The sequence below is a fragment of the Terriglobus roseus genome (assembly GCF_900102185.1).
Lineage (GTDB): Bacteria > Acidobacteriota > Terriglobia > Terriglobales > Acidobacteriaceae > Terriglobus > Terriglobus roseus_A.
In genome coordinates this window covers 1,200,033-1,224,015 of record NZ_LT629690.1, presented here as the reverse complement: position 1 = coordinate 1,224,015, position 23,983 = coordinate 1,200,033, and the positions used below count along the sequence as shown (strand labels likewise).

16 protein-coding genes are annotated in these 23,983 nt (G+C 53.6%); 5 read left to right on the top strand and 11 right to left on the bottom strand.

All coding sequences use genetic code 11. From position 1 onward, the window contains the following. Positions 1–47: 47 nt before the first annotated feature. Positions 48–3,545: a TonB-dependent receptor gene (locus BLT38_RS05180; RefSeq protein ID WP_231966760.1), complete on the top strand. Its 3,498-nt coding sequence runs from the start codon at positions 48–50 to the stop codon at positions 3,543–3,545. Between the two features lie 20 nt (positions 3,546–3,565). Then, on the top strand, positions 3,566–4,189 hold the full coding sequence (locus BLT38_RS05175) for a cytochrome c (RefSeq protein WP_083344231.1): 624 nt from the start codon (positions 3,566–3,568) through the stop codon (positions 4,187–4,189). 43 nt (positions 4,190–4,232) lie between these two features. On the opposite strand, the gene BLT38_RS05170 is transcribed toward BLT38_RS05175, so the two are convergent. From BLT38_RS05170 to BLT38_RS05155, 4 genes are all read right to left on the bottom strand, one after another. After that, positions 4,233–4,703: a hypothetical protein gene (locus BLT38_RS05170; protein WP_083344230.1), complete on the bottom strand. Its 471-nt coding sequence runs from the start codon at positions 4,701–4,703 to the stop codon at positions 4,233–4,235. A gap of 25 nt (positions 4,704–4,728) precedes the next feature. Then, positions 4,729–5,199, bottom strand: coding sequence for a DUF6644 family protein (locus BLT38_RS05165; RefSeq protein ID WP_083344229.1), 471 nt, complete (start codon positions 5,197–5,199; stop codon positions 4,729–4,731). Between the two features lie 13 nt (positions 5,200–5,212). After that, complete coding sequence (locus tag BLT38_RS05160) at positions 5,213–5,704, bottom strand: DUF6644 family protein (protein WP_083344228.1); 492 nt, start codon at positions 5,702–5,704, stop codon at positions 5,213–5,215. A gap of 67 nt (positions 5,705–5,771) precedes the next feature. After that, entirely contained in the window at positions 5,772–6,662 is an 891-nt protein-coding gene (locus BLT38_RS05155) for a hypothetical protein (RefSeq protein ID WP_083344227.1), read from the bottom strand. Between the two features lie 473 nt (positions 6,663–7,135). On the opposite strand from BLT38_RS05155, the gene BLT38_RS05150 reads away from it, so the two are divergent. Next, positions 7,136–7,573: a DUF6152 family protein gene (locus BLT38_RS05150; RefSeq protein ID WP_156785017.1), complete on the top strand. Its 438-nt coding sequence runs from the start codon at positions 7,136–7,138 to the stop codon at positions 7,571–7,573. A gap of 163 nt (positions 7,574–7,736) precedes the next feature. Here the strand turns inward: BLT38_RS05150 and BLT38_RS05145 are convergent, their stop codons facing one another. The 5 genes from BLT38_RS05145 to BLT38_RS05125 form a co-directional block, all read right to left on the bottom strand. Then, entirely contained in the window at positions 7,737–11,351 is a 3,615-nt protein-coding gene (locus tag BLT38_RS05145; protein ID WP_172838151.1) for a carboxypeptidase-like regulatory domain-containing protein, read from the bottom strand. A 307-nt stretch (positions 11,352–11,658) separates the two neighbouring features. Next, positions 11,659–12,549, bottom strand: coding sequence for a hypothetical protein (locus tag BLT38_RS05140; protein WP_156785016.1), 891 nt, complete (start codon positions 12,547–12,549; stop codon positions 11,659–11,661). A 57-nt stretch (positions 12,550–12,606) separates the two neighbouring features. Further along, positions 12,607–13,107 carry a MarR family winged helix-turn-helix transcriptional regulator gene (locus BLT38_RS05135; protein WP_083344224.1) on the bottom strand — a complete coding sequence of 167 codons (501 nt, stop codon included), beginning with the start codon at positions 13,105–13,107 and terminating at the stop codon, positions 12,607–12,609. 567 nt (positions 13,108–13,674) lie between these two features. Further along, entirely contained in the window at positions 13,675–14,406 is a 732-nt protein-coding gene (locus BLT38_RS05130) for a response regulator transcription factor (RefSeq protein WP_083344223.1), read from the bottom strand. Further along, the gene (locus BLT38_RS05125) at positions 14,391–15,602 is read right to left on the bottom strand and encodes a sensor histidine kinase (RefSeq protein ID WP_083344222.1); all 1,212 of its coding nucleotides are present in this window, start codon (positions 15,600–15,602) and stop codon (positions 14,391–14,393) included. Before BLT38_RS05125 ends, BLT38_RS05130 begins: the two co-directional genes overlap by 16 nt. Positions 15,603–15,682: 80 nt before the next feature. Here BLT38_RS05125 and BLT38_RS05120 point away from each other — a divergent pair, with 80 nt between their 5' ends. After that, positions 15,683–17,275: an outer membrane beta-barrel protein gene (locus BLT38_RS05120; RefSeq protein WP_083344221.1), complete on the top strand. Its 1,593-nt coding sequence runs from the start codon at positions 15,683–15,685 to the stop codon at positions 17,273–17,275. A 422-nt stretch (positions 17,276–17,697) separates the two neighbouring features. On the opposite strand, the gene BLT38_RS05110 is transcribed toward BLT38_RS05120, so the two are convergent. Further along, a complete protein-coding gene (locus BLT38_RS05110; RefSeq protein ID WP_231966759.1) occupies positions 17,698–18,363 on the bottom strand; it encodes a response regulator transcription factor in 666 nt (221 codons plus the stop codon). Positions 18,364–18,396: 33 nt separating this feature from the next. Beyond that, on the bottom strand, positions 18,397–19,908 hold the full coding sequence (locus tag BLT38_RS05105) for a sensor histidine kinase (RefSeq protein ID WP_231966758.1): 1,512 nt from the start codon (positions 19,906–19,908) through the stop codon (positions 18,397–18,399). Between the two features lie 177 nt (positions 19,909–20,085). On the opposite strand from BLT38_RS05105, the gene BLT38_RS05100 reads away from it, so the two are divergent. Next, positions 20,086–23,616 (top strand): carboxypeptidase-like regulatory domain-containing protein, encoded by a 3,531-nt coding sequence (locus BLT38_RS05100; RefSeq protein ID WP_083344217.1) that lies wholly within the window; start codon positions 20,086–20,088, stop codon positions 23,614–23,616. Positions 23,617–23,983: the final 367 nt, after the last annotated feature.

The window sequence follows — 23,983 nt, the reverse complement described above, 5'->3', positions numbered from 1 at the left end:
CTCCTCGTCCCCTTCCCTCATCAACTGAATTTCGGTTGAGCCTTCGCGTGGCTCGTTTGGAGCAGGCTTTGTACTACCGCAAGATTCTGGGCGCATTGTGCCCTGTTTCGTTCGTTCTCTTCATCCCGACGATCCATGCCGGAAATGGCGGCAGCATCGCAGGAACTATCACAAATGGCTCTGGTGCCTCGATCGCAGGCGCCCATCTCACGCTGTTGAATACCGCGCAACACATAAGCTGGAAAACTGTTTCAACCAAACAGGGGCTATACGCATTTCCGAGTCTCCCCGTCGGCCAGTACGAATTGTCAATCGAATCGACTGGTTTCTCGTCGCAGAAGAGGACGGCTATTGCGATCGATACCGACGCAGCCGTTCGTGTCGACGTTTCGCTTGGTATTGCTCAACGTACGGATACCGTTTCAGTGACCGCCAACACGGAGAATCAGGTCGAAACATCAGCCACACATCTAGGTGAGGTGGTCTCGGCTGCACAAATGACCTCTGTACCTTTAAACGGCCGGAGTTATACCGATTTGTTGGCCATACAGCCAGGAGTGGCACCCGTATCGACATTGCTCCCCAGCTCAGTCATCATGGCCGGCGTTACAGGAAGCCTCGATCCTTCAGGCGATCTAAATCCCGGAAATCTATCCATCAATGGGCAACGAGAGTCTGCGAATGGCTTTCTCGTAAATGGCATCGATGTTCAGGAACACATGAATGGCGGAACTTCTGTCATCCCGAACCTGGATTCGATTGAAGAGTTTCGCGTGCTCACGACGAACTTCGACGCCGAATACGGCAACTATAACGGCGGCATGATAACGGTTGTCAGTAAATCCGGAAGCAGTCAATTCCATGGAGAGGCGTTTGAGTTCTTCCGAAACACAGTACTCGACGCACGAGGATACTTCGATCCATCTCGCTCGGTGTATCGCCAAAATCAGTTTGGAGGTGCTGGCGGTGGCCCGATCAAATGCGATCAACTCTTTTTCTTTGCCGACTATCAAGGCACGCGAACAACACAGGGCATTTCGACCGGAAACATCTCTGTTCCTTCTGCTGCACAGCGAAGTGGCAATTTTCTGGAGGGGAATCAAAATGCGCTCACCGGAAACGTCAGTGGCCCTTACCTCGCGTCACTCTTGTCGCAACAGCTTGGCCGCACAGTCGCAACTGGAGAACCGTATTCCAGTGTTTTTCTCGACGGTGTGATTCCGCAAAGTGCATGGTCGACACCAGCAAAGAACTTGCTGCAGTACATACCCTCTCCCAACAGTGGCACGAATCAATTCTCGACTGCCGCATACTCCCAGAGCGTACGAGACACCAAGGGTGCGTTCCGGCTGGATGGCAATAACCGGTGGGGCCAATTCACGGGTTATTACTTCATCGATGACTATCATCTCGACAACCCCTACCCGGGTTCGGTGGCAGGAGCGAGTATCCCTGGCTTCAACGCACTCACCATTGGTAGAGCCCAGGTCTTCACGTTCGGACATACGAAGGTGCTGGGTATTAGCACCGTAAACGAATTTCATCTGGGATTTCTGCGGAACGCCAACATCATCGGCGAACCTCAGGGTGGACTCGGTGTCAGTCTTGCATCTCAAGGGTTTGTTACAGGATCGAACACGCCGGGAATCTCCGTTCAGGCACCGCCATTTGAGGGTATTGAGAACATCACCTTCCCAACCTTTGTGATGGGCGTTCCAATCACAAATCTCACTCAGGCTAATAACACGTACTACATCGGTGACGGCGTGTCGCATGTCATGGGCGCACACACGCTGAAGTTCGGTGGACAGTTCCATGCGGACCAGGTAAACGAACACCCCAACGCAACATTCAATGGGACGTTCAATATCAACGGTACCGAGACAGGTTCCGCGTACGCTGACTTTCTATTGGGAGTCGCGAGCAACTTTACGCAATCGTCCGGACAGCCGTTCTATCTTAGGAATCGTTATGTCGGTCTATACGTGCAGGACAATTGGCGTGCGCGCAGAGATCTCACGATCAACGCCGGACTCCGCTGGGATGTGATCTTTCCATGGTGGGAGAAGTACAACCAACTCCAGACCTATATCGCTGGCACCCAATCGAAGTTGTTCCCCGGAGCTCCGGAAGGCATGGTAGTTGCGGGCGATCCAGGAGTACCGCACACGATTGCTCCCGTAGGTTACCGCAACTTCGCTCCACGAGTTGGTATTGCCTACTCACCGTCAGCAGAGCAAGGGTTGTTGCGTACCCTCCTTGGAGGTCCAGGAGAAAGCAGCATCCGAGCGAGCTTTGGTATGTTCTACACCGCCTTTCCTGGGTTATCCGCGGGAATCATGTATGCCGTCCCGCCGTTTGGCTATAACTATCTAAGCCCCGCGCCTCCGTTACTCGCCACGCCTTTCATAACCGCCGCTTCAGGCGTAGATAACGGACAGAGATTTCCCTTCCCGTTCCCCAGCCATTCGGTATCGACTTCGAACCCAGACACATCCGTGGACTGGTCGAACTTTGTTCCCATCGCTGGCGATCCGTTCTTTGATCACAACAACCGCGCCGCCTACGTTGAAAGCTACATGCTTTCCCTACAGAGACAACTCACACCAAACGCACTACTCACCATGAGCTACGTCGGCAATCAAGGCCACCACATTCTCGCCCTGGTATCGGCTAATCCCGGTGATCCCGCCTTATGCCTGAGCCTGCCGGGCTGCGGTCCATTTGGTGAGGACGCAGCCTATAGCAACAGCCACGGAGAAGTTGTTCAGGGAACACGTGTAGGGCAAGGTCCAAATTATGGAGAAAATACTTCCGACAGTTCGATCGCAAATTCAAACTACAACGCACTGGAGTCGACGCTTCGCTACAAACGCAATGGCTCACAGATTCTCGTGAGCTATGCATACGCGAAGTCAATTGATCAGGGATCAAATCTGGGAGAACAGCTTAACCCGATCGATACTCGCCATAGCCGCGCTATTTCTGCATGGGATCAACGCCATAGTTTCGTTGCGACTTATACGTGGGCTCTTCCCTTTGTCGACGCCTTCCGCAATCAACTGACTCGTGGCTGGAGCCTTTCTGGCACTGCACGATTTGCCACGGGGTTCCCCATCACGTTGTACGACAACTCCGACAACTCCCTGCTTGGCACACTTGGCAACGGCGCTAACAACTACCTGCTGGATACGCCTCAAATGACACCCGGGCCATTGAAGATCAACACGAATGGTCGCAACGGACTACCAGCCTTCAACACCGCCCTGTTCCAGGAGGAGACGCTCGGCCAACTTGGGAATTCGAAACGACGGATGTTTTACGGTCCCGGCATCGAGAACTTCGATATGGCCTTAGAGAAAATCACCCACTTCGGAGACACTCGTTCTCTCGCTCTCCGTCTGGAGGCATTCAACGTGTTCAACCACGCGCAGTTCTACGGTCCGGCATCCGTGAATGGCCAGATGGGCGATCCAAACTTCGGACAGATTGTAAGTGCCGCGTCACCTCGCTTGTTGCAAATCGCAACACGTCTCTCGTTCTAAACACCACAAGGAGCTTTGTTATGCCTGTCAATGCAACCTACCTTCGCATCGCGTCCGCCAGTGCTGTCCTTTCCATTGGCATGGCCGCGATTGCTGCGAACCGCCAAACGCCATCAGTCCCTTCGACAGCAGTGAAGCTTGGAAGCATTCAACAAACGATGGATCTTCTAGTCGACCCTTCAGCGGATGCACTGTGGGAATCGATTGGCACATCGCAAACAGCAATGGGGATACAAGTTAAAGCCCCGAAGAACGACGCAGAGTGGCAAAAGGTCGCGGGTTACGCGCAGGGCTTGATTGCGGGATCCAAACGCCTCCAGACACCAAAGCTCCCAGTCGGTGAAAATGCGCATAGCAAACTAGCCGACGCCGATACACCGGGTACACGCACCGCAGTGCAAATTCGTGTTGACATCGATGCGGATCCCGCTAAGTTCAAAGCCGCAGCGATGCGCTTGGAAGAGGCGTCGAACGCGGCTCTTATCGCGGCACGTAGTCGTGACGCCCAGGGAGTGTTGGCCGCAGGCGCAGCCTTAGACGCCGCATGCGAAGCATGCCACGCAGCATACTGGTATCCGCGAACCAAGCCGCTTCGTTTGCCATCGACCAGTGAGTTTGAGAAGAACGCAATCGGACGTCGTTAGAACAAAGGGCTCCGTTGATATACGGAGCCCTTTGTTGTGGACCTTACTGCGCCGAGAGATTCACAACATGAATCGGAAGATCCCAGTGATTAGTTGTTAGTTCCCAACGACGATTCTCTTCTCGTTTATAAGTCGTCTGGTCAGGGAATAACTGCTTTGCGATCTCTCCCTCGGACAGTCCCTGCGGAGCGTCTGCTGACGCCCTGACGATGACGATGCGGTAATCCCAGCGCGAGTCTTCGCTGGTATGCAGGCTCGGAGCATAAACCGTGTACTCCTTGACATAGCCAAGCTGTTTTTGCCGCTCTAGAACCGAAATCTGGTTCTTCTTGAACAGTGCCCACCACTCGTCCTTGTAGCCGTACTTGACCCGGTACACCCATTCCACGGTCACCGGCTTTGGCGTTACAGTCAATGTCTGTGCAAGAACAGGTCGCGAAGAGAAACCGGAAAACAACCCAGCGCCGACAACTATAGCCAGCAACGATGTACTTCCTACGGGATTCAGCTTCATCACTCACCTCCAGAAAGAAACTCTTTTACAACAGACCGATAGCGCGGCCAGCAACTCCAACGCCGAACCACAACGTGATCGACACGATGCCCGCAAGACGTGACCATGCATCAACCTGATTCTTCTCGGTGCGCAGTAAGGCGGCACGGTGCAGGGTGAAATAAAACAGGAGAACAGCTGCTAGTAACGCCATCTTCCACTGAAACGCGGGACTGTGATAGCACTTCAGAGCCTCTTCTGAAACCAGTGCAATCCCGGTCAGAATCATTACGGTAAGACTGATGAGTAGCACCTTGCTCAGACCCCTCGAAACGGTTCTCGCATGCTCGCTCTTAAGAATCAGTCCGAGCAAGCGAAGATCGACGATGAGGATGACTCCCCCCAATACCGCAAGGCCGAGAAGATGGATCGCCTCCACTACCGCGAAGCCCCACCGGGAGTTCTGCATGTACTGCCCAAGGGGAGAATGGCTGAGAGCAATAAACCAGGAAAGCATGTGAATCCTTTTGTCAGAAGTAAGCGATCATGCGGCCAGCAACGATAATGCCGCTCCAAAGTGTTAAGGAAGCAATCGCCGCTGCACGCGCCCTCCACGGAGACACATCAAGCTGTTCCCACTCATGTACGCGGCGGTAGATGGTCGTATGGAAGATCAAGGGATTTACGCCCACAAGCAGGAGCAGGAGCACTTTGATACGGAATGCTGGATTACCATAGTTCTTCGCCGCCTCTGCCCAGAACAACAAGAAACCAGAGACAAACATGACAAGAAATCCGGACCAGGTCAGCGGAAACACAGTACGCGCAATGCGGGTCACAGAAACTCCCCGTAACACGACGCCAAGCATCCGGAGGTCAAGCAGGGCGATTGTGCCAACGAGTAAGGTGATTGCCAATACATGCACTGACTCAATGATTGAGAACGCATAATCACTCTCTCGGATGTAGGTCCCGAAATGCGAGTCGTACAACAGTTGGCAAAGATGTTGTAGCCAATTCAAAGCATCAACCTTCTAGATCGTAGGGGCCGAGACTAATCGCTCTCGCCCCTTCGTTTGAGTGGAGTGACTATTCCGGGATATTTGTAACCGCTGGATGATCCTTGTCCGGAGGCGGAGGTAGCGGTGCCAAGACACCGTAGCCACGTTGACCATCGGGTCCGATGGGTCCCGGACCAGGTCCAATATGGGGTCCGTCAACGTTATCCTCAGCGCACGAATATTCATGCACTCGCTGCTCAGGTTTCCCAAGCAGCCACGTTCGCTGATAGTGGAGCGGCTCCGTGTAGAACTTGGGATCCGTCACCGTCAGTTCCAAGTGCAGGTGCGAAACGTCAGGTCTTGTCCACTTCTCAACGGTGTGTTGTTGATCGCTGTGCGGATTCGCATTCTCGTCGATCCATGTGCGCTCTTCCTTGAAAGCCGTCGAATCGATCACGAATGTATCGCCCTCCCACCATCCGATCTCGTCGCCAAAAAAGGAAGGCTCCGGATCATCCTCGTGCTTGCGCACATCGAAAGGGATAAGTCGATACGTTGTGTACCAATAAAGAAACGCGACCTGTGACTTCCCTTGCAACAGTTGGAACGGCAAAGCGCTCGCGTCGTGCCGTGGGATACCACCGACCACGCACAGTGCTTCCGGATCAACAGTCTGCTCGACGTTGTGCTTCAAAGCCGCGCGACCGGCTTCGGTAAACGGAAGCTTGTAGCCCGGATAGTCTTTGCCAATATTGCCTGATGGCCGATCTTTGCGAGACGGTAGCCAATAGCCTGAAAAGTCAGGATGTCCGTCGGTTGAACGAGGCGCTGGCCCTTTCGCCAACTTCGATTCGTCTACCGCAAATGGGCTGGATGGTCTTGGCTTACCGGGCTGAACACCCTGATCTTGTGCTCGCGCTACCGCAGAGGATGTGAGAAGCACAGCAATGAGAAATAGCTTGGTGGGACGAGTGAACACGTCGATCTCCTTCGGGGATCAGGTCATGCGAAGCCGCAACGTTATGCGGACGGACATGGCCGACAATCCCGCACAAGAGGCGGATTCGCGAAAGATAGCTCTTTGAGGAAATGCGCTGTGGTGTGACTACACCATGCGCTGGATCACTCCGCGAATCTGTGACTGTGTCGGGCGACAACAATTCGCGATGAGGATCGTGTGCATGAGCGAACAATAAGACACTGGAAGACTTCCGTCAAGCCGAAACGTTGACATGCTTCACCTTCAGAGTTACAGTTTGCTCATGATTCCAAGTCAGCAGGCGCGTTGTTGTAACACCCTCTCCCTGAGCCGGTGTTGTGCCCACTTGTGTCGTTAAGTTAGCTTCCTAAGCTAATTCGCGTTTCTTAATGGGCTCACAATCGGCATTGTGAGCCCGTTGCACGTTTGTGCTCTGCTCATCCCGAAAACAACACATCCGAAGGAGACCTTCTATGAAGGCCAAGCTGTTTGCAGCTACGCTCGCCGCTGGGTTAATCGTTGTTGCACCCGCATTTGCCCATCACTCGTTCGCCGCGGAGTTTGACGGCACCAAACCTGTACGGTTAGTTGGGAAACTCACGCGTGTTGAGTGGACCAACCCACACTCATATTTCTATGTAGACGTGGTCGATGCGAAAGGCAACGTGACGAACTGGGGCTGTGAAGGTGCCGGCCCTGGAGCACTTTCTCGTCGTGGCCTGGGCAAGGGAGATTTGAAGATCGGCGACACCATCGTCGTTGATGGATATCGCGCGAAGGATGGTTCACATCTGATCGACGGTCGCCGCGTCACACTTCCCGATGGTCGCAATATATACGGCGGTACGCCTGGTGATGGCGGCCCTGGTGATGACGGCTCCGGCGCCAAGCTCCCACAGAAGAAGTCTTAACGCACACTCATCATTTTCAATTCTGCCCCAAGCGCCTCTGCAACGTTCCTAAGATCAGGGAACGTTGCAGAGGCTTTTTTTAAGTCGGAATCGAATCATCATGAAAATAAGAAGGTCGACAGTAGATTCGTACTGCCGACCTTGTTATTTCCTGCCACTGCACCTAAAAGCTCAGGCGGCCTCCTAGCTGGATGATTCTCGAGTAATTGATTTGCGACGTGATCTGACCGAAGGTTGAGCCAGAAATCACGGTTTGCGTAGCGGTGTTCACGGGAAGCACCGCCACGGGCGCGGCAAATTCGGGCGTATTGAATGCATTCAGCGCTTCCGCGCGGAACTGCACATTCACTCTCTCCCCAAAAGGAAAACTCTTATTGAGGGAGATATCCGAGTTGCTATAGCCAGGACCGTACACGGGAAGTGTGCGCGGTGCATTGCCATAGGTGTATGCCGGAGCAACGGTGAATGCAGCGGTATTAAAGTAAGTCTCCGTGCCATTCTGTTGCGGCCCTAGTCTTCTCTGCGGACGTCCGCTCTTCGCAATAGGAATCCCAGGGACTAGGTTCGGTCGCTGCACTGAACCGCCGACCCCCGTCGTTCCAAACTGTGAGGCACTGTTGAGATTGGTCTGAGTGATCGTGAGTGGACCACCGTCCTGAAGGATCGTTTCATCATTGATCTGCCATCCCCCGATCACTGCATCCACCCAACGGTTTGCATTACCGAGGAACGTTCTGCCCCGTCCGAATGGCAGGTTGTATTGCACTACGAAGGTGAAACGATTCGGCACGTTGTCCGAAGCACGCGCATACTCAGCATCGGTATTGGTGTTGTCTTGCGGGCCACTCGTTGCATTGAGATTGTTGCTCGTCGCCGGTGCCGAGATCGACGAATAGATACTGTCCCAATTGGAAGACCACGTATACGTCGCGAGTAGAACCAGGTTCTTGCCCACATTGCGTTCGGCTTTGATTGCAAGTGAGTTGTACCGCGAATAACCATTGCTCTCGGAGAGCGTGACGGATGTGAACTGCGGGAACGGCAGAAGCAGTTGGGCTCTGGGTACTGTCTTCTGCGCCACGACGCCGGTCGACGGGTAACCGCCAACTGATGAAGCATAGAAGGGATTGGTTACAGATGTCGCCAAAGATGTGCCGTTTGCTCCTGCCAACGCGCTATTGGGTAATTGATTGATGTTCACGGTATTGGGGAAATTTCTTGCACGCGCGCCAACGTATCCGATCTTGAACAACACACGGGCCGGTAACTCACGCTGCAGATCAACGGAGTATTGCTGTACGAACGGATAGCGTCTTGCAGAATCGATGGCCGTAATTGCGCCGCCCACACCCGTCAGATAACCCAATGAATTTCCAGTCGGTTGCAGCAGGCCACTTGGGAAGGGATTGGAGAGATAACCTCCCGACCCGAGACTGCTCGCCGCGACCGCCCCGGTCAAGTTCGTTGTCGAGTAAGTGGTTGTCTGACTGTAGCCTGGGGAATAATTCGTCAGCGCAACGGGTGAGTAGAACAACCCAAACCCGCCGCGGATCACTGTTCGTCGATCGAAAGAATATGCCACACCGAATCGAGGCGACACCTTCACTGCACCGTAAGAGCAGCACCGTGTGGTGTATCCGTTTTGCCCCGCAAACATTACGCCTCCGCGAAGTGGCGAGCCTGTCGTCGGCAACGGATTGTTAACCGATCGATCAAACCCGACGATGTTGCGATTGTGTGCCTCATCCTGACCCGGCTCAAACTCAAACCGAACACCAACGTTCAAGGTGAGATCGTTGGTCGCTCTCAGATCATCCTGAACATAGATGGCGTTATAGTTAGCACGCTGTAACGTGTTGGGAGCATTGATGGTGATGGATGCGGCGGACGGAGCCCCAAGAAGAAGATCAGCAATCGAGCTTCCCGCTGCCGTCGTCGCACTTGCTCCGTTGGCGGAAGTGTATTGGCCATTGAAGATATAGCTGCCGTTACCACCCGAGAAGCTCTGTGTATACAGCCTCAACGCACGGTATACGTAGCCCGCCTTCAGGTTATGCTTCCCCACTGTTTTCGTAAGTCCTACGACGAAATTGCGTGAGTAGTTGATTGTGGGACCGCTGTTTGCACCGCCAAGAGTAGCTGCTCCACTTGGAGAGATCGTAGGAAAGCTTTCGGACTGGAGTTGGCTCACGAAACCTGCCGGGAAACCAATCCCGCCAAACCCATTTGCTTGATTGAAACCGCTGGAATATTGCGGCGAGGTGCTGTAGTAACGATTGAAACCATACGCAACATTTAAGAGGGTCGTCGGGCTCAGCACGATCGTGTTGTTCACGGCAGTCGCATCGATGTATCGCGTCAGGACACCAGTTCCCTGCGCGGCCACATGAAGCACACTTCCGCTCGGCTCTTGCGTCGCCAGGTGAACATAGGAAGCGGCGGCGTTCCAGCGATCATTGAATTGGTGATCAAGCTTGCCGCTGTACATATCAGACCGGGTTTTGAGCGAATCGTACGGAAGCGCTCGGTTCCCCGTACCGTACGCTTGCGAAGTGTTCAATGTCACATTGGGCGGAGGATACGCATTCGCAATGTACTGCCCAATCGCGTTGAGAGTTAGGCCACTGCCCGGGATATAGTTCGGCGTGGATACTCCATTCTTAAGACCGACGATCTGTTTCCGTGGGTAGGTCGTCGGATCATAGAGAATGGGCTCTATGCGACCGGGATTGCCTTCTGCAGTGAAATCTCCAACGCGCTCCGCAGCGCTAGGGACGAATACTGCCGTGCTGCTCGCTGCGTAAGGCTGCTGTTGCCGATATCCATCCTCACTCACCCAAAAGAAATACTTTCCGCGAATCAGAGGAACACGTTCGATACCCGGGATCTTGTCGATGGGAAGCGGACCTCCCAAAGCCCCGGTATAAAGGTAAGTCGCTTGTCCGGGACGCGGTGCACCGGTCAGATTGCTATAGAAGCTATTGGCGCTCCATCCTGTCTGCCGTGTTTCGCCGTATAGGACTCCGTGAAGACGACCGCTACCCGATTTGAGCGTGGCGTTATAGAGGCCTCCTCCAACCCGACCGGCTTCTGCGTCATACGTATTGGCTTGAACCTTAACTTCCGTCACCGCTTCGAGAGAAGGAATAAAAGTCACAATCCCAGCTGACGTCGAAGTAGGAATTCCATCCACAACGTATCCGTTTGTTCCGATAGGCGCTCCGGCAATAGAAACAGACGAGGTCATGTTCTGATCTTCCGCACGTGCTTGCTGCGGATTCCCAGTAGGAACGACATTATTGTCGAGCTTATCCATAATGAATGGATTGCGTCCTAGATTGGGAAGATCTTGCAGTTTTCGCTCATCGAAGAGTTGTCCGTTCGTCGCGTTCGTTCGGTTAGGGACCTCTTCGGAAGTTGCAGTGACTGTGACCGACTGGTCAGAGCCACCAGCCACCAGCGACACATCAACCGAGGCGGTAGCACCAATGGCCACCGCAACATTTGTTTCACTTGTCTTGAATCCGTCGCTGACCACGCGAACGGTGTATCGGCCCGGATCAAGTGATCCAAAAAAATAGATACCTCCTCCGTTGGTAGAAACGTCACGAGTCGTATGGGTTCTCTCTGACGTGAGAGTGACCTTCGCATTCGTGATGCTTGCGCCTTGGGAATCCTTAACGACTCCGCGGACACTGCCGTAGTTTGTTTGAGCGTGGGACGAGAGCAGTCCACTTCCAAGAACGTACGCAACCGCCACCCCCGAAATTATTGACATTCTTCGATCTAGCATCACGAATCTCCTTTTCAAGTGTTTCCGTCTACGTTGGCCTTTCCGGCAATGCACGCACGCTCTTGTTCCGCACGCGTTGAGCGCGGGAATAGCGATGAATTGTTCCTTGACAGGAAGCGACACGCGGGATGAAGGCGTCCGGAGATGATGGCAGTGACACACCTGCCATCACCTCAACAGCGCACAACTAGCGACAACAACCGGAAGAAGACAAGATACGTGTAACCATCATGAGTTGATATGGTCTGACGCGGGCGAGCAGTATGAGATTCATAGCGAAAATCAGGTCGTCCTATTCAGGAATGGAGGTGACCGCTGGATGATTTTTGGAGGGTGGCGGCGGCAAGGGAGCCAGATTCTCATATCCCCTTTGACCATCTGGCCCAATAAATCCTGGCCCGGGGCCAATATGCGGTGCATCTACGTTGTTCTCACTGCAAGCGAATTCATGCACCTGCTGCCCTGCTTTCCCAAGAAGCCAGGTGCGTTGAAAGTGGATCGGCTCGGTATAGAACTTTGGATCTTCTACGATCATCTCCAAATGAAGATGTCCGAGGTCTGGCCTGGTCCAACGCTCGACAACGTGAAGTTGATCGCTGTGCGGATCTGCATTCTCGTCGGCCCACGTCTGCGTCCCTTTGAATCCAACCGAATCAATGACAAAGGTATCGCCGTCCCAAGAACCTATCTCTTCTCCGAAGTATGTGGGATCCGGATCATCGGCATGTTTTCGCCCATCGACGGGGACAAAGCGATAGGTCGTATATCCATAAAGGAAAGCAGTTTGATCTTCGCCCTGCAATAGCTGGAATCCAAGGCCGCTCGCGTTGTGCCGTGGAATGCCTCCGAGAATGCACAATGCCTCCGGATCGACGGTGTGCTCCACGTTGTATTTGTGCGCCGCGTCGCCTGCAGGTGTAAACGGGAGTTTGTAGCCCGGATAATCCTTGCCGAGATTCCCTATGGGTTTGTCTTTTGCCGAGCGCGATGTGGTCCAGTACCCTGACAAATTCGGGTGAGTTCCAAGACGTGGTGTCGGTCCTTTCGGAACATCGGTCTCGGTCTGCGCTGGGCGACCACGATTGGCCTGAGCTTCCTGAGCATACGCAGTTCCAACTGCAGAAAGGATTCCCATGGCAACCGTCGCCAACGCTAGAGCATACTTCCTTGATCTACTTCCCATTCACATTTCTCCTAGTGCACTGGTGAATTGAAAACTTCAATAGCGGTCAACGACCGTTTACTTATCCGCAATGATTGATTGAAGCGAGTCGAGCGCAAGTGACAGCTGCTTATGCTCGCTCACCTTGAGCAGAGCGAGACGTTGTGTCAGCCAATCTCTCCCCGGGTTTGCTGCTCTGCGCACGAAGGCCCGGCCGCGATTTGTCAGGTGAAGCTGGGCTGGATTTCCAGCGCTGACTTTTTTCATCGAAGCAATCCTTATGTATCCGCACTCATGCAGCTTTCTGATGTGCGCCCCCATCGACGGCCGGCTCATGTGTTCAAGTTGCGCCAGCTCCGATTGCGTGATCCCAGGGTGTCGATCAAGTGCCTCCAGGACATGAAGCTCAATTGCGGAACGCCCCATTGACCGCGAACGTTTGCGGATGTTCCGTTCGATCCGAAGGATCGAGGAACGTAACGCTGCGGCGAGATCTCGGTCCTCGGAAGTAGAAACCCTACCCGTGTTCTGTCGTCTCTTCTTTCGTTCAGTTAGCGGTTCTGCATTGGAGTAGGCCATCGTCTCCCCTCTTCCTACAAGTGCATTGTGGCTTTCCTTCTGAACGTCGGTGGTATCCCGGCATCAAGGGCGCACGTGCTTCGAGCTTTCCCCATAGGTCCGCAAAACGAATTCCCTAGCCTGTATCTAGAGAATTCAGCAAACTTCATCAAGAACTGTGAAGGGCAAGAGCGAGCACAGCGCAAGGAGACGCCGCGCGATCGACAGTCAGTTAGTTATAGAAGTATTTGGAGTTTTGCTATATTCGGGCGTGAATAAGCTCAACCGCAGGTGTGTACCTATCGGGAGCTACAACAACGAAGTGCGAACGGTTGCATGGCTGAAGAGTAGATAAGGTTCGCATTGCTGTCAAGCAAAGAACTAAAGCTCTTGGCCCTTTCACACTAAATGGATCTCCGTGCGAATACTAATCCTAAGGCGGATTCGCTTATGCTCCTATCCTCTTGCGTGGCTGCCACACGCCCCACCGGATGTTGGTCGTTAATGGAGAGCTCCGAGACACAGGGCCAATATTTGCATCGTGCAGAACCAAACAATACTGCCGCCGCAAAATCACGCAGGGCTGAATCACTCCTCGGGATTAGGATTCAGGCGATAGCCGACCCACGGGTCGGTAAGCAGATACCGTGGATGGTTCGGATCACGTTCAATCTTCTTTCTGAGAGTGGCCACAAGAACACGAAGGTACTCTTGCTGATGCGTGCTGTACGGTCCCCAGACCGATTGAATAATCGAAGAATGCGTCAGGACGCGATCCACGTTTCGCAGAAAAAATAACAACAGGTCATATTCTCGCGGCGTGAGCTTCACTTCAATTTCGCTCACCGTCACATGACGGGTGAGAGTGTTGACACTGAAATCACCGGTGCGCAGCATCTTGGTTTCGGTTGACGTTGAATCTGACGTCCTTAAGGCGTCCAGGCGTCGAAGAGAACCTCGGACACGCGCCAGTAGCTCATCGATGCTAAAGGGCTTGGTCACGTAATCGTCCGCACCCGCATCGAGACCGCGAATCTTCGCACTTGTAGCGTCTTGTACCGATAGCAGGATGATCGGAATGGACGAATAACTCCGAATTCGTTTACAGAGTTCAACGCCATCCATTTCTGGCATGGTCAGATCTGTCACAACGACTTCAGGATCCCAGTCTTCCAAGACGTTGAGTGCGGAAACCCCATCGTGAGCAGTTCGCACGTCGTAGCCATTCGCCAGAAAGCTGGCGCGGAGAGTTCGTGTGATGGAAGATTCGTCGTCGACCACCAGCACGCGTCGCCGCGCGGTCATTAATTGGGTAGGCATAGACTCTCCTCGCGCACCGGGATATGAAACTTGATCGTCGTGCCCGTCGCTCCGCCTGGCTGATCCACCCAGATGACACCGCCGTGGGCTTCGACAATCGCCTTAGCGATCGAGAGGCCTACGCCTAGTCCATGGGGTGCGCTGACACGCGTCTCATCGCCTCGATAGAACTTCTGAAAGACCCGTGTTGCATCCTCGGCCGCTATGCCGATTCCTTCATCATGAACAGACACCTCAATGCCCGATTCAGACATTCTTGCAGTGACAGTTACTTTCGACCTGGGAGGCGAGTATTTCTTAGCGTTGTCGATGAGCGTATACACCACTTCAGAAAGCGCGCGCTCATCAATATTCAGCAACGGCAACGTATCGGGAATCTCAACCACGATCGCGTGCTCACCGCTCATTCTCTCCGCCCGTTTGACAGCAACACCCGTTACATCCTGAAGAGAGCTCCAACTTGTCTTGAGCAGCATGTGGCCCGACTCCACGCGCGCCAACTCAACGAAGTTGCTAATCAGTTGGTCAAGATGCAGGCTTTCCTCATCGACCATACCGATCAACTCTTCTTCTAATTCGCTCTCGATGTGCTGACCAGAGACGTATGCCTTACGCAAGGTTGTTGCGGCTGCGCGGATCGATGTCAGCGGTGTCCGCAGGTCGTGGGTAACAGCATCCAGTAGCGCCGACTTCATTTGCTCGCTGCGTTTGATCGCTTCAGTTTGGCTTGCGATCTCAAAGGCACAACGGAGTTCCCGGTAAAGGCGTTCGGACTCTAGTCGAGCTTCCTCTGCCTCCAGGGCACGCTGTCGTGCATGCGCTGAGAGTTGGCCGGTTACGACTGCGGTGATCGAAAAGGCGGCAAGCGCCACCCAGTTCTGCGGGTCTTCAATCGTCAGCGTTAAGAGAGGTGGCAGGAAAAAGAAGTTATATCCGAGCATAGCGACGACGCTCGCAGCCAACGCCGGCTTGCTCCCCATATGGATTGAGATGAACAAGACACCGAGCAACAGAGTGAACCCGATGGTAGTCACGCTCAGCGCCCGGTGAAGAGGAGCTAGCGCCCCAATTAGGCCGGAGATAAACAACACAGACAGGAAGGAACGAAGAGCGATGTTCTTACGAGAGAGGTAGGACAAAATCTGCATAGTGAAACCGCGCTCAGGATAATTGTATGCAATCGGCGCAGTCAGCATTCATATGACTTCCATATGAACTTTTAACGTCTCTGATATGGCGTTCGGACCTGTAATGAGGCTGTAGTTGGAGGCCTTTGATGCAAACTGTTCCCCTGGCCCAGGTTCTAGCATTCGTGTTGGGCCCGGTTGTACTTTCCTTCCTAATTTGGGTGTTGCACCACTTCCATGTTGATGGCGAACGATTCAGGACTTCGCAATATCACCAGAACGAAGCCACGACGGAAAACGACCACATTCCAGAGCGTACAAGCTACTCCTACCCAGGGCGAACCGCCGTCGTCACGCTGGCAATTCTGTTCACTTCTTTGGCTGCGTCAGCGCAAAGCAATTCGGCAGACGACCCGCCGAAGGCCGCCAATGCGGTCGATCTCGAAAAGAAAGTCGAAGATTTGCAAAATGAGCTGGACCAGCTAAAGAAACAGCTTCTCGAGCTGCACAAAGCACATACACGCACGTCGCCCATTACCCAAGAGACGACAACCAGCGCAACACTGGAACAACCCAAACCGGCGATCGATACGGTACCCAAAAGCTCTTTGTCCTTGCCATTGGGAGCGACGGTCAACGTGATTTTGGATGGATATTACGAATACAACACTAACCATCCGGCAGGCCGCGTGAATTCATTGCGCGCGTATGACGTTCTCAGCAACGCGTTCAGTCTGAATCAAGCAGGTGTGATCTTTGAGCTGCCGACGGCACCCGAAGAAGGTCGGCGCTTCGGAGGACGCGTGGATCTTCAGTTTGGACAAGCGACTGCTACATTACAAGGCAATCCCGCGAATGAGAATCGTCCTGATATCTATCGCAACGTCTTTCAAGCCTACGGCCGTTACGTTGCGCCGCTCGGAAAAGGGTTGACTGTCGACTTCGGAAAGTGGGCCAGCTCGCTGGGCTACGAGGCGAACTATACGAAGGACCAGCTGAACTACACCAGATCGTTCTACTTTTATTTCTTGCCCTTCTATCACATGGGCTTGCGTGCGAATTATCAACTCAACGACAAAGTCGCGTTCAACTACTGGCTAACCAACGGCACGCAGCAGACAGAGCCTTTCAATTCCTTCAAGGACGAAATGTTCGGACTCAACCTGACACCGACTAAGGCGATCAATTGGACTGTGAACTATTACCTGGGCCAGGAGCATCCTGACGTGGCGACCTCCAGCAACTGTGGCACTGCCCCTTTGCAACCGGGGCTTTGCTTTACTCCGATTGCCGACCCGCAGAACGGTAAGACGCACATCTTCGACACCTATGCCAGTTGGCAAGTGACGCCCAAGTTCCTGTTGGGTGGAGAAGCGGATTACGTGATCCAACGTCAATGGGCAAATGCTGCACCGGGAAAATCCTCGGCACCGTCGCATACAGATGGCGGCGCGGTATATGCAAGCTATCAGTTGACACCGTCTTCCTCGCTGGCGGCACGCACCGAATATCTCTCGGACCGCGGCGGTCTGTTTAGCGGAACAACCCAGGCGCTCAAGGAAGTGACGACAACTTACACCCATCACTTTGGTGACGGATTTCAAGCCATGCTGGAGTATCGGAGAGATTGGAGCAATCAGGCGTTCTTTCCGCGCGGCACCGCGGGAGCCCACGTGAATCATCAGGACACGGCGACTCTGGGCTTGGTCTGGTGGTACGGAGGAAAGAAAGGAGCGTGGTAACACCTCCTTCCCCTGCCCTCTCCGTCATCGTCTTCCCATCCTCGCCATGAGTTGAAAGGTGCTTCGGGCCGACAATGTTTCTCTTAAACCTATTCGCCTATTTCGGTATCGAGGCATTCGCATGTCTGTTGTTGGCCCTCGGCTGTCAGATGATGAGAACTCAAACCATGGCTAAGGCATTAGCAGCTTTTCTTGGCGAAGAGCGAGCACTCAAAGTGATCAATCAAGGACAACTGAGCACCTCGACTCGTTGCGTGAGCGGGGTACTCCTGCTCGCGACGGGACTTTTCCTGAGTGGTTGTGTCGTTCGCGGCCTTCTCACCTGACTATGAACTATCGCACGAACAAGCGGCACCAAGCCCTATAGATCACATGGGCTTGGTGCGACAAACAGATGAGCGAAGAGTGTCGGTTTCTCAGTCTTAAACGCTGAATCGATACCCAACGTAGTTTTCAGTGAGTAGATATTCCGGGTTGGATGGATCCTTCTCAAGCTTTCGACGAAGTTGACTGATAAATGTACGAAGGTACTCCCGCTCATTTCCATACTCCGGTCCCCATACGGTGGATAGAAGCTTATGGTGAGACAAAGGGCTTCCGGCATGCTGCATAAGTACGGAAAGAAGCTGAAACTCCTTTGGCGTCAGGTGCACTTCCTCGTTGGCTTTCGTGACACGATGCGCAGTGAGATCAAGGTGAATGTCGCCTGACTTCAAGTGGGTCACAGGTTCATCTGTGGAGGTTCGAGAGCGACGTACCGCGGCCCGAATCCGAGCGGCCAGTTCAGGAATGCGAAAGGGCTTGGTCACAAAATCATCCGCTCCGGCATCAAGAGCTTGAATTTTGTCTTCCTCACGGTCCCTGACGGTCAGGACAATGATTCCGAGTCCGGGATAAGTTCCACGCATTTTGGCTGCCGCCTGCATACCTCCCATGCCAGGCATATTGAGATCCAGCAGCACAACTTCCGCTTGATGATGTCTCAATTCTTCGATCCCTGCTTCGCCACTCGACACGTCGCGTACTTCAAATCCCAGAGCACTCAGCGTGCTGGAGAGGGTATGTCGAAGAGCAGAATCGTCTTCCACGATCAATACTGATCCTTGATGCACAATGATCTCCTAGATGGAAATCGTGATAAGGAATGTTGTGCCCGCATCTTGATCGCTCTCCAACCAAATGCGACCGCCGTGGGCTTCGACGGCCTGTTTCGCCACAGACAGCCCAATACCTGTTCCGGGCGCACGATGCTGCATCGACTCGGTCCGGTAGTACCTCTGGAATACAAGCTCTCGTTCCGTTAGCGGAACGTATGAGCCTTCATTGTGAACGGAGAAGATCAAGGCATTGCCTGTTACCCCGACACGCATCGTGACCGAAGTCGCACCAACGCTATACTTCAGAGCATTTTCCAACACGTGGACGAGGATCATCCGAAACAGCTCTGGGTCGACGGACACATCAAAATCGGTCTCGCCGACAATATGAATACGGGACGTATCATATGCCGTCCTCAATTCTCCGATGGCAGCATGAATCAAACCCTCAAGATGTGTCGGTTGGAGTTTGAGCAAGACGGTCGCGTTATCGAGCTTCGCAGTTCGCAGGAGACGATCCGTCAAATCGGCTAGATACGAGGCCTGTTCTTCGATCGCTCGGGCAAGTTCGTTTTGAAGAGTGGACAAGCTGCCAATCTCACGAAGACCAGAACTGGATGCAATGATCGTGGTTAACGGAGTCTTGACCGCATGAGCCAGGCCATCAAGCACAGCGGTACGCAAGCGCTCCGATACGGACTGCGATTCCGCTGCCACCTCCGCTTTCAATGCGCGAATGCGTTCAAGGTGCGTGGCGACTAATGTGGCAATGGAATCGGCAGTAAGCTGATCGATATCCCCACGAAAGAGCATCGCACCGACCGAGCGAACTCCAAATCGCAGGATACGAACACTTTCAAGATGGTTCGGGAGATCATAGCTCCTCTCTGCTCGGAAGGCTGCTAGTAAACGATCCGAAGCGTGGCCAGTATCTCCAGAGGAAGTGAACGTAGCTTCACGTTCATCCCAAAGTGCAACCCCCTTGAGTCTCATGCGCTCCTGAATCAGAAAACACAGTTGTTCATCAACACACGTTTTCCAATCGAGAAGAAGTGCACTGCGAGATAACTCGTAGAGGGCACGCTGTTCTGCTTCTGAATGCCCAAGCCGATCAGCATTCGCTCGAATACGCCGCGACAGATGGCTTATGAGAAGGGATACAGCCGCAAAGATCAGGAGAGAGAATACGTCCTGTCTTGACGCGACCACAAAGGAAAATCGAGGCTCGGTAAAGAAGAAATCCAGACCCAGGGTGGCACACGTTGCAACAACAACCGCAGCCCCAAAACCTGCTCGCCACGCGATGATAACCGTCAGTAGCAAGTACAACGGGATAGTGACCGAAGGCTCAAAGGCGCGGGCGAGAGAGAGAAAGCCCGTTACCAACACGATCAGACTGCCGCCTAGAGCCCAAACAATCGATCTAAAGGGCAGCTCTCTGATCGAGACCATGACAACGCAAGAATAGCGATGGAGCGCATAAAAAGTCCGTAAAGAAGCCCTTCCCGCTACACATCGAGCCTTGAAGCGATCCAACCCTCACTCGAAGACGAGGCATGCGGCGAGTGCCTGTCTTGCATCCCGAAATGCCTAATCCTGCTGCTCCGAAAATAGTTCACATTCTTTACGATTCCTACGACGATCCTTATGCCTTCCTGATCTCTTCTGTCTTGAAATCGCCTTATCGGGGTCTTAACCCGAAGGAGGCTTTTCATGCAGAACTCAATTCAGAAGGAGGGCGATACGCACCGCACAGGTACGGTTTCGACGACCTCAGTCGCGTATCTTCGCTGGCTCATCCACGTAAAGCGTGCGAGCCACGGCTCATCGACCAAGTGCTCGCTCCGTAAGGACGGATTACAGGCTGTCGTACTCTCTCTTGCCATGGCCACTGTCGCCAATGCCCAATCAACCTTCGGAACCGTACGGGGCACCGTGCAGGATGCAACTGGTTCAGTCGTCCCCTCAGCTACGGTAACGGTGCACTCCATGGCAGAAAACACCGACCACATTGTGACGAGTAACGGCGCTGGCGAATTCAACCTCGAAAATCTCAAGCCCGGCGAATACCGTGTGACTGTACACAGTGATGGATTTGCTGATTCGATCATGTCCTCCGTCACCCTTGCGGCACGGCAGGAGCTTCGCATCCCGGTGATGCTCGCCGTATCCTCAAACGGCGAAGTGGTCAACGTAGAAGCGAGCAGTGCCGTCATCAATACGGAAAACGCAGCAATTGGTGATGAGAAAAGCAACTTGGAGTTGACGCAGCTTCCGCTGAACAACCGGGCTAGCACCACCAGTCCAATCGGCGCACTTGGTCTTTCGCCCAACGTACAGACAGATAGCTCCGGCAACATTGCCATTGGGGGAGCTAGCTCTTCCATGGTGAACTTCTCCGTGGACGGCATCTCAACCGCGAACGTGCGTTCGAACGGTGCTCTGCAGGATGCCTATCCCTCGCAGGAAGGCATCGCGGCCATGAAGATCACGGCCTTCAACAACAATGCGGAATTCTCTCAGGTGGGTGACGTAACCTTCGTCACGAAGAGCGGTGGCAACAGTTACCACGGAAGCCTGTTTGAGTATTTACAGAATGATGCACTTGATGCGTCGCCTTACGGCTTCAGTGGCAAAGCGCCGAAGCGTTTCAACACTTTTGGTGGCTCCATCGGGGCCCCCATCATTGTGCCGCATCTCTATGACGGCCACAACAAGACATTCTTCTTTGCCACCTACGAGGGCAATCGCCGCAGACTATCCGTTGCACAACAATTCCTTGTACCCACGCAGACAGAACGCAATGGCGACCTTTCGGATCTTGGAGGCCCGCAGATTGCAACAAGCAGGATCAGCCCAACAGCAAAGGCATTGCTCGCGTACTATCCGTTGCCCAATGTCTCAGGGCAGACCAACTATAACTACGAGCATTTCCAATCAACACCCGCCAGCACGGATGGCGCCGATCTCAGGATCGATCAGACCATAAACAGCAAGCAGTCTTTCTACGCACGTTTCAGCCGCAAAAACATTACACCGAATGTTGCGAATCCGCTGTTGCCAAACGATGTGGATAGCATTCACAACCGAAGCCTTCTCGTCTCTCACACCTACACGATCACGCCGCATCTGCTAAATGAGTTTCGCTTCGGCTTCACAAATGTCCTCACCAACGTGAACTTCGGTATCAAGGGTATTGATGCATTGCATCAGCTTGACCTGCAGGGCGTCGACACCAGTCAACATCCCAATACCAACGCGTTTCCGACCTTCAACTTCAGCAACGGCACAGGCTTTACGCAGATCGGTCGCGATAAAACAGGCATAACGAAATCGAACACGGTTCAGTTCTCGGATAACGTTACGCTTGCATTGGGCAAACATACTTTCAAGGCGGGCGTCGACATTCGCCGCGTGCGTTATCAGGATGTGGAATTGTTCCTGCCCTCCGACGACTTTGGTCAGTTCACCTTCCAGTCCACGTTTACCGGCAATACCTTCGGCGACTTCCTGATCGGTGCACCAACCAATCTTTTCTTCGCGGTATCAAGCCCCGACGTTGCCGGCCGCGCATGGCAGACGGGCGCATTCTTGCAGGATGAGTTTCAAGTCACATCGGAACTGACTATCAGCGCTGGCATACGCTGGACTGTCTTGCCACCCTTCTATCTCCTTGATGGCGACGCGGCTAATTTCGACCAGCGTACCAACAGCATCATCGTTCCTGATGCTCTTGCTGACACATTGAAGCAACAGAATCTTCAGAACTCAAACCTTGCCTTTCAGCAATCGTTCAACGCCTGTAACCTTGGCTATGGCGCGCTTCCCTGCACAAACTACAAGACGGCAAGTCAGGCTGGCGTTCCTCGCGGTCTGCGCAACACGTATTGGGGCAACGTGCAACCGCGCATCGCCTTTGCATATCGCCCGTTCAACGATATAAAAACGGTCATTCGCGGCGGCTTCGGAATTTTTACCATGACGAACCTTGGCCCGTTGTCCTTCAACAACAGCGGTAACCCCACGTCAAACCTTCACACCTACACCAACTTACTCGTGACGGACGCATCGGGAACGCATCCGGCCATTCAGTTCCCGCAGACTTCTCCCTCCACAGTCACAACACAATACGGCGGAGGCAGTCTCGATCAGGGTGTCGATCCCAAGTATCGCGATCCGCAGTCGAATCAGTGGAACCTTACGATAGAACATCAGGTAAGCAAAGCCGATACGCTTCGCGCGAGCTACGTAGGCATGCATACCTATCGGCTCAGTATCACAGAAGACCTGAATCAGATCGCGGCAAGCAAGACTCCTTATGCCACCACGACGGCAAGTCCCTATGTCGATCCACGTGCACCGTACCAGAACTGGTTTGAGCTCTTCAGTACCTTCAATGCCGGTCGAGCCAACTATGATGCGCTTGAGTTGGAAGAGCGTCATACAAGCAGCAAGGGCTTAACATTGGACGCCAGCTACACGATGGCAAAGAATCTTGCGGACAATCAAGGTGACACGCCGACAGCATTTGCCGGTGAAGTCAACTACGGCATCCCGATCACCGATCGCTTCCATGTTGGCAACAACTATGGAAACGTCTCCGGCACCAGGCGGCATCGCGCACTGATCACTGGCGTATACCAGCTGCCATTTGGGTCTGGCAAAGCACATCTCAGCTCTGGCTGGATGAGCCGGGTGTTCGGAGGTTGGGACCTCAATACAGTGACGTTGTTAGAGACCGGCCAATGGCTCACACCCAGCATCAGCCCTGGTGGCTGTCAATCAACTGCAAGCAGCGATGGAAGTTGCCCAAACACCGGTGCTGGACAACCACAGACCAACGACCAGTCCAACACCAATATCACGAACCGTGCGGCGACACTCCGTCCGGATGTGATCTCACGTGACCTCTATCGTGGCCAATCACGGCAGCAGTACTTCAATCTGTCCGCCTTCTCCGCAACACCAGTGGGAGCAGGACGCTTTGGAAATGCAGCGGTAGGCATGCTGCAAGGTCCAGGCACCATCGCGATCAGTCTTGCTACCGCAAAGGAGTTCGCGATACACGAAAGTGTCCATCTGCGATTCGAATCGAGCTTTACCAATGTGCTGAATCACACGAACTTCGCTCCTCCGGCAACACAGATTGATAACCCGTCAACCTTTGGCGTTCTGTCGGCTGCGCAGACCGCAGAGAACGCGGGGAACAGAACCGGACAAGTGGCAATGCGCCTTCAGTTCTGAGAATACTGGTAGGAAACCGCCGTGACGTTTGCCGCGGCGGTTCCTCCGCAACTGGAATCACTGACACGCATGATCGAGCTACTCTCGTCGCACTGGAGTCGAAGACGTAGAGCGCTAGAGACCGGGAGAAAATTGCCTCTCTGCGATCGCTCGCAAAATCAAATCGTCACAAGCCAGAAGTTTGTTGCAAGTCACTCCATGGACATCGTAGCCACGTACGACGACCAGGGAAGAGCGGCTTGAACTTATCGGGTCGAGTGGGCCTTCAAAAACTTCTCAGCGTCGGCGAAAACGGTCAGGCGAACTTCTCGGAGTTGCTGTCTACGAGTGGATCAGTTACGAATTGCGGAGATCACGAACCCGAATC

Coding starts and splice junctions, on each gene's coding strand:
- BLT38_RS05175 (WP_083344231.1), top strand. CDS start 3,566: ATGCCTGTCAATGCAACCTACCTTCGCATCGCGTCCGCCAGTGCTGTC.
- BLT38_RS05170 (WP_083344230.1), bottom strand. CDS start 4,703: ATGAAGCTGAATCCCGTAGGAAGTACATCGTTGCTGGCTATAGTTGTC.
- BLT38_RS05165 (WP_083344229.1), bottom strand. CDS start 5,199: ATGCTTTCCTGGTTTATTGCTCTCAGCCATTCTCCCCTTGGGCAGTAC.
- BLT38_RS05150 (WP_156785017.1), top strand. CDS start 7,136: ATGAAGGCCAAGCTGTTTGCAGCTACGCTCGCCGCTGGGTTAATCGTT.
- BLT38_RS05145 (WP_172838151.1), bottom strand. CDS start 11,351: ATGTCAATAATTTCGGGGGTGGCGGTTGCGTACGTTCTTGGAAGTGGA.
- BLT38_RS05140 (WP_156785016.1), bottom strand. CDS start 12,549: ATGGGAAGTAGATCAAGGAAGTATGCTCTAGCGTTGGCGACGGTTGCC.
- BLT38_RS05135 (WP_083344224.1), bottom strand. CDS start 13,107: ATGGCCTACTCCAATGCAGAACCGCTAACTGAACGAAAGAAGAGACGA.
- BLT38_RS05130 (WP_083344223.1), bottom strand. CDS start 14,406: ATGCCTACCCAATTAATGACCGCGCGGCGACGCGTGCTGGTGGTCGAC.
- BLT38_RS05125 (WP_083344222.1), bottom strand. CDS start 15,602: ATGCTGACTGCGCCGATTGCATACAATTATCCTGAGCGCGGTTTCACT.
- BLT38_RS05120 (WP_083344221.1), top strand. CDS start 15,683: ATGCAAACTGTTCCCCTGGCCCAGGTTCTAGCATTCGTGTTGGGCCCG.
- BLT38_RS05100 (WP_083344217.1), top strand. CDS start 20,086: ATGCAGAACTCAATTCAGAAGGAGGGCGATACGCACCGCACAGGTACG.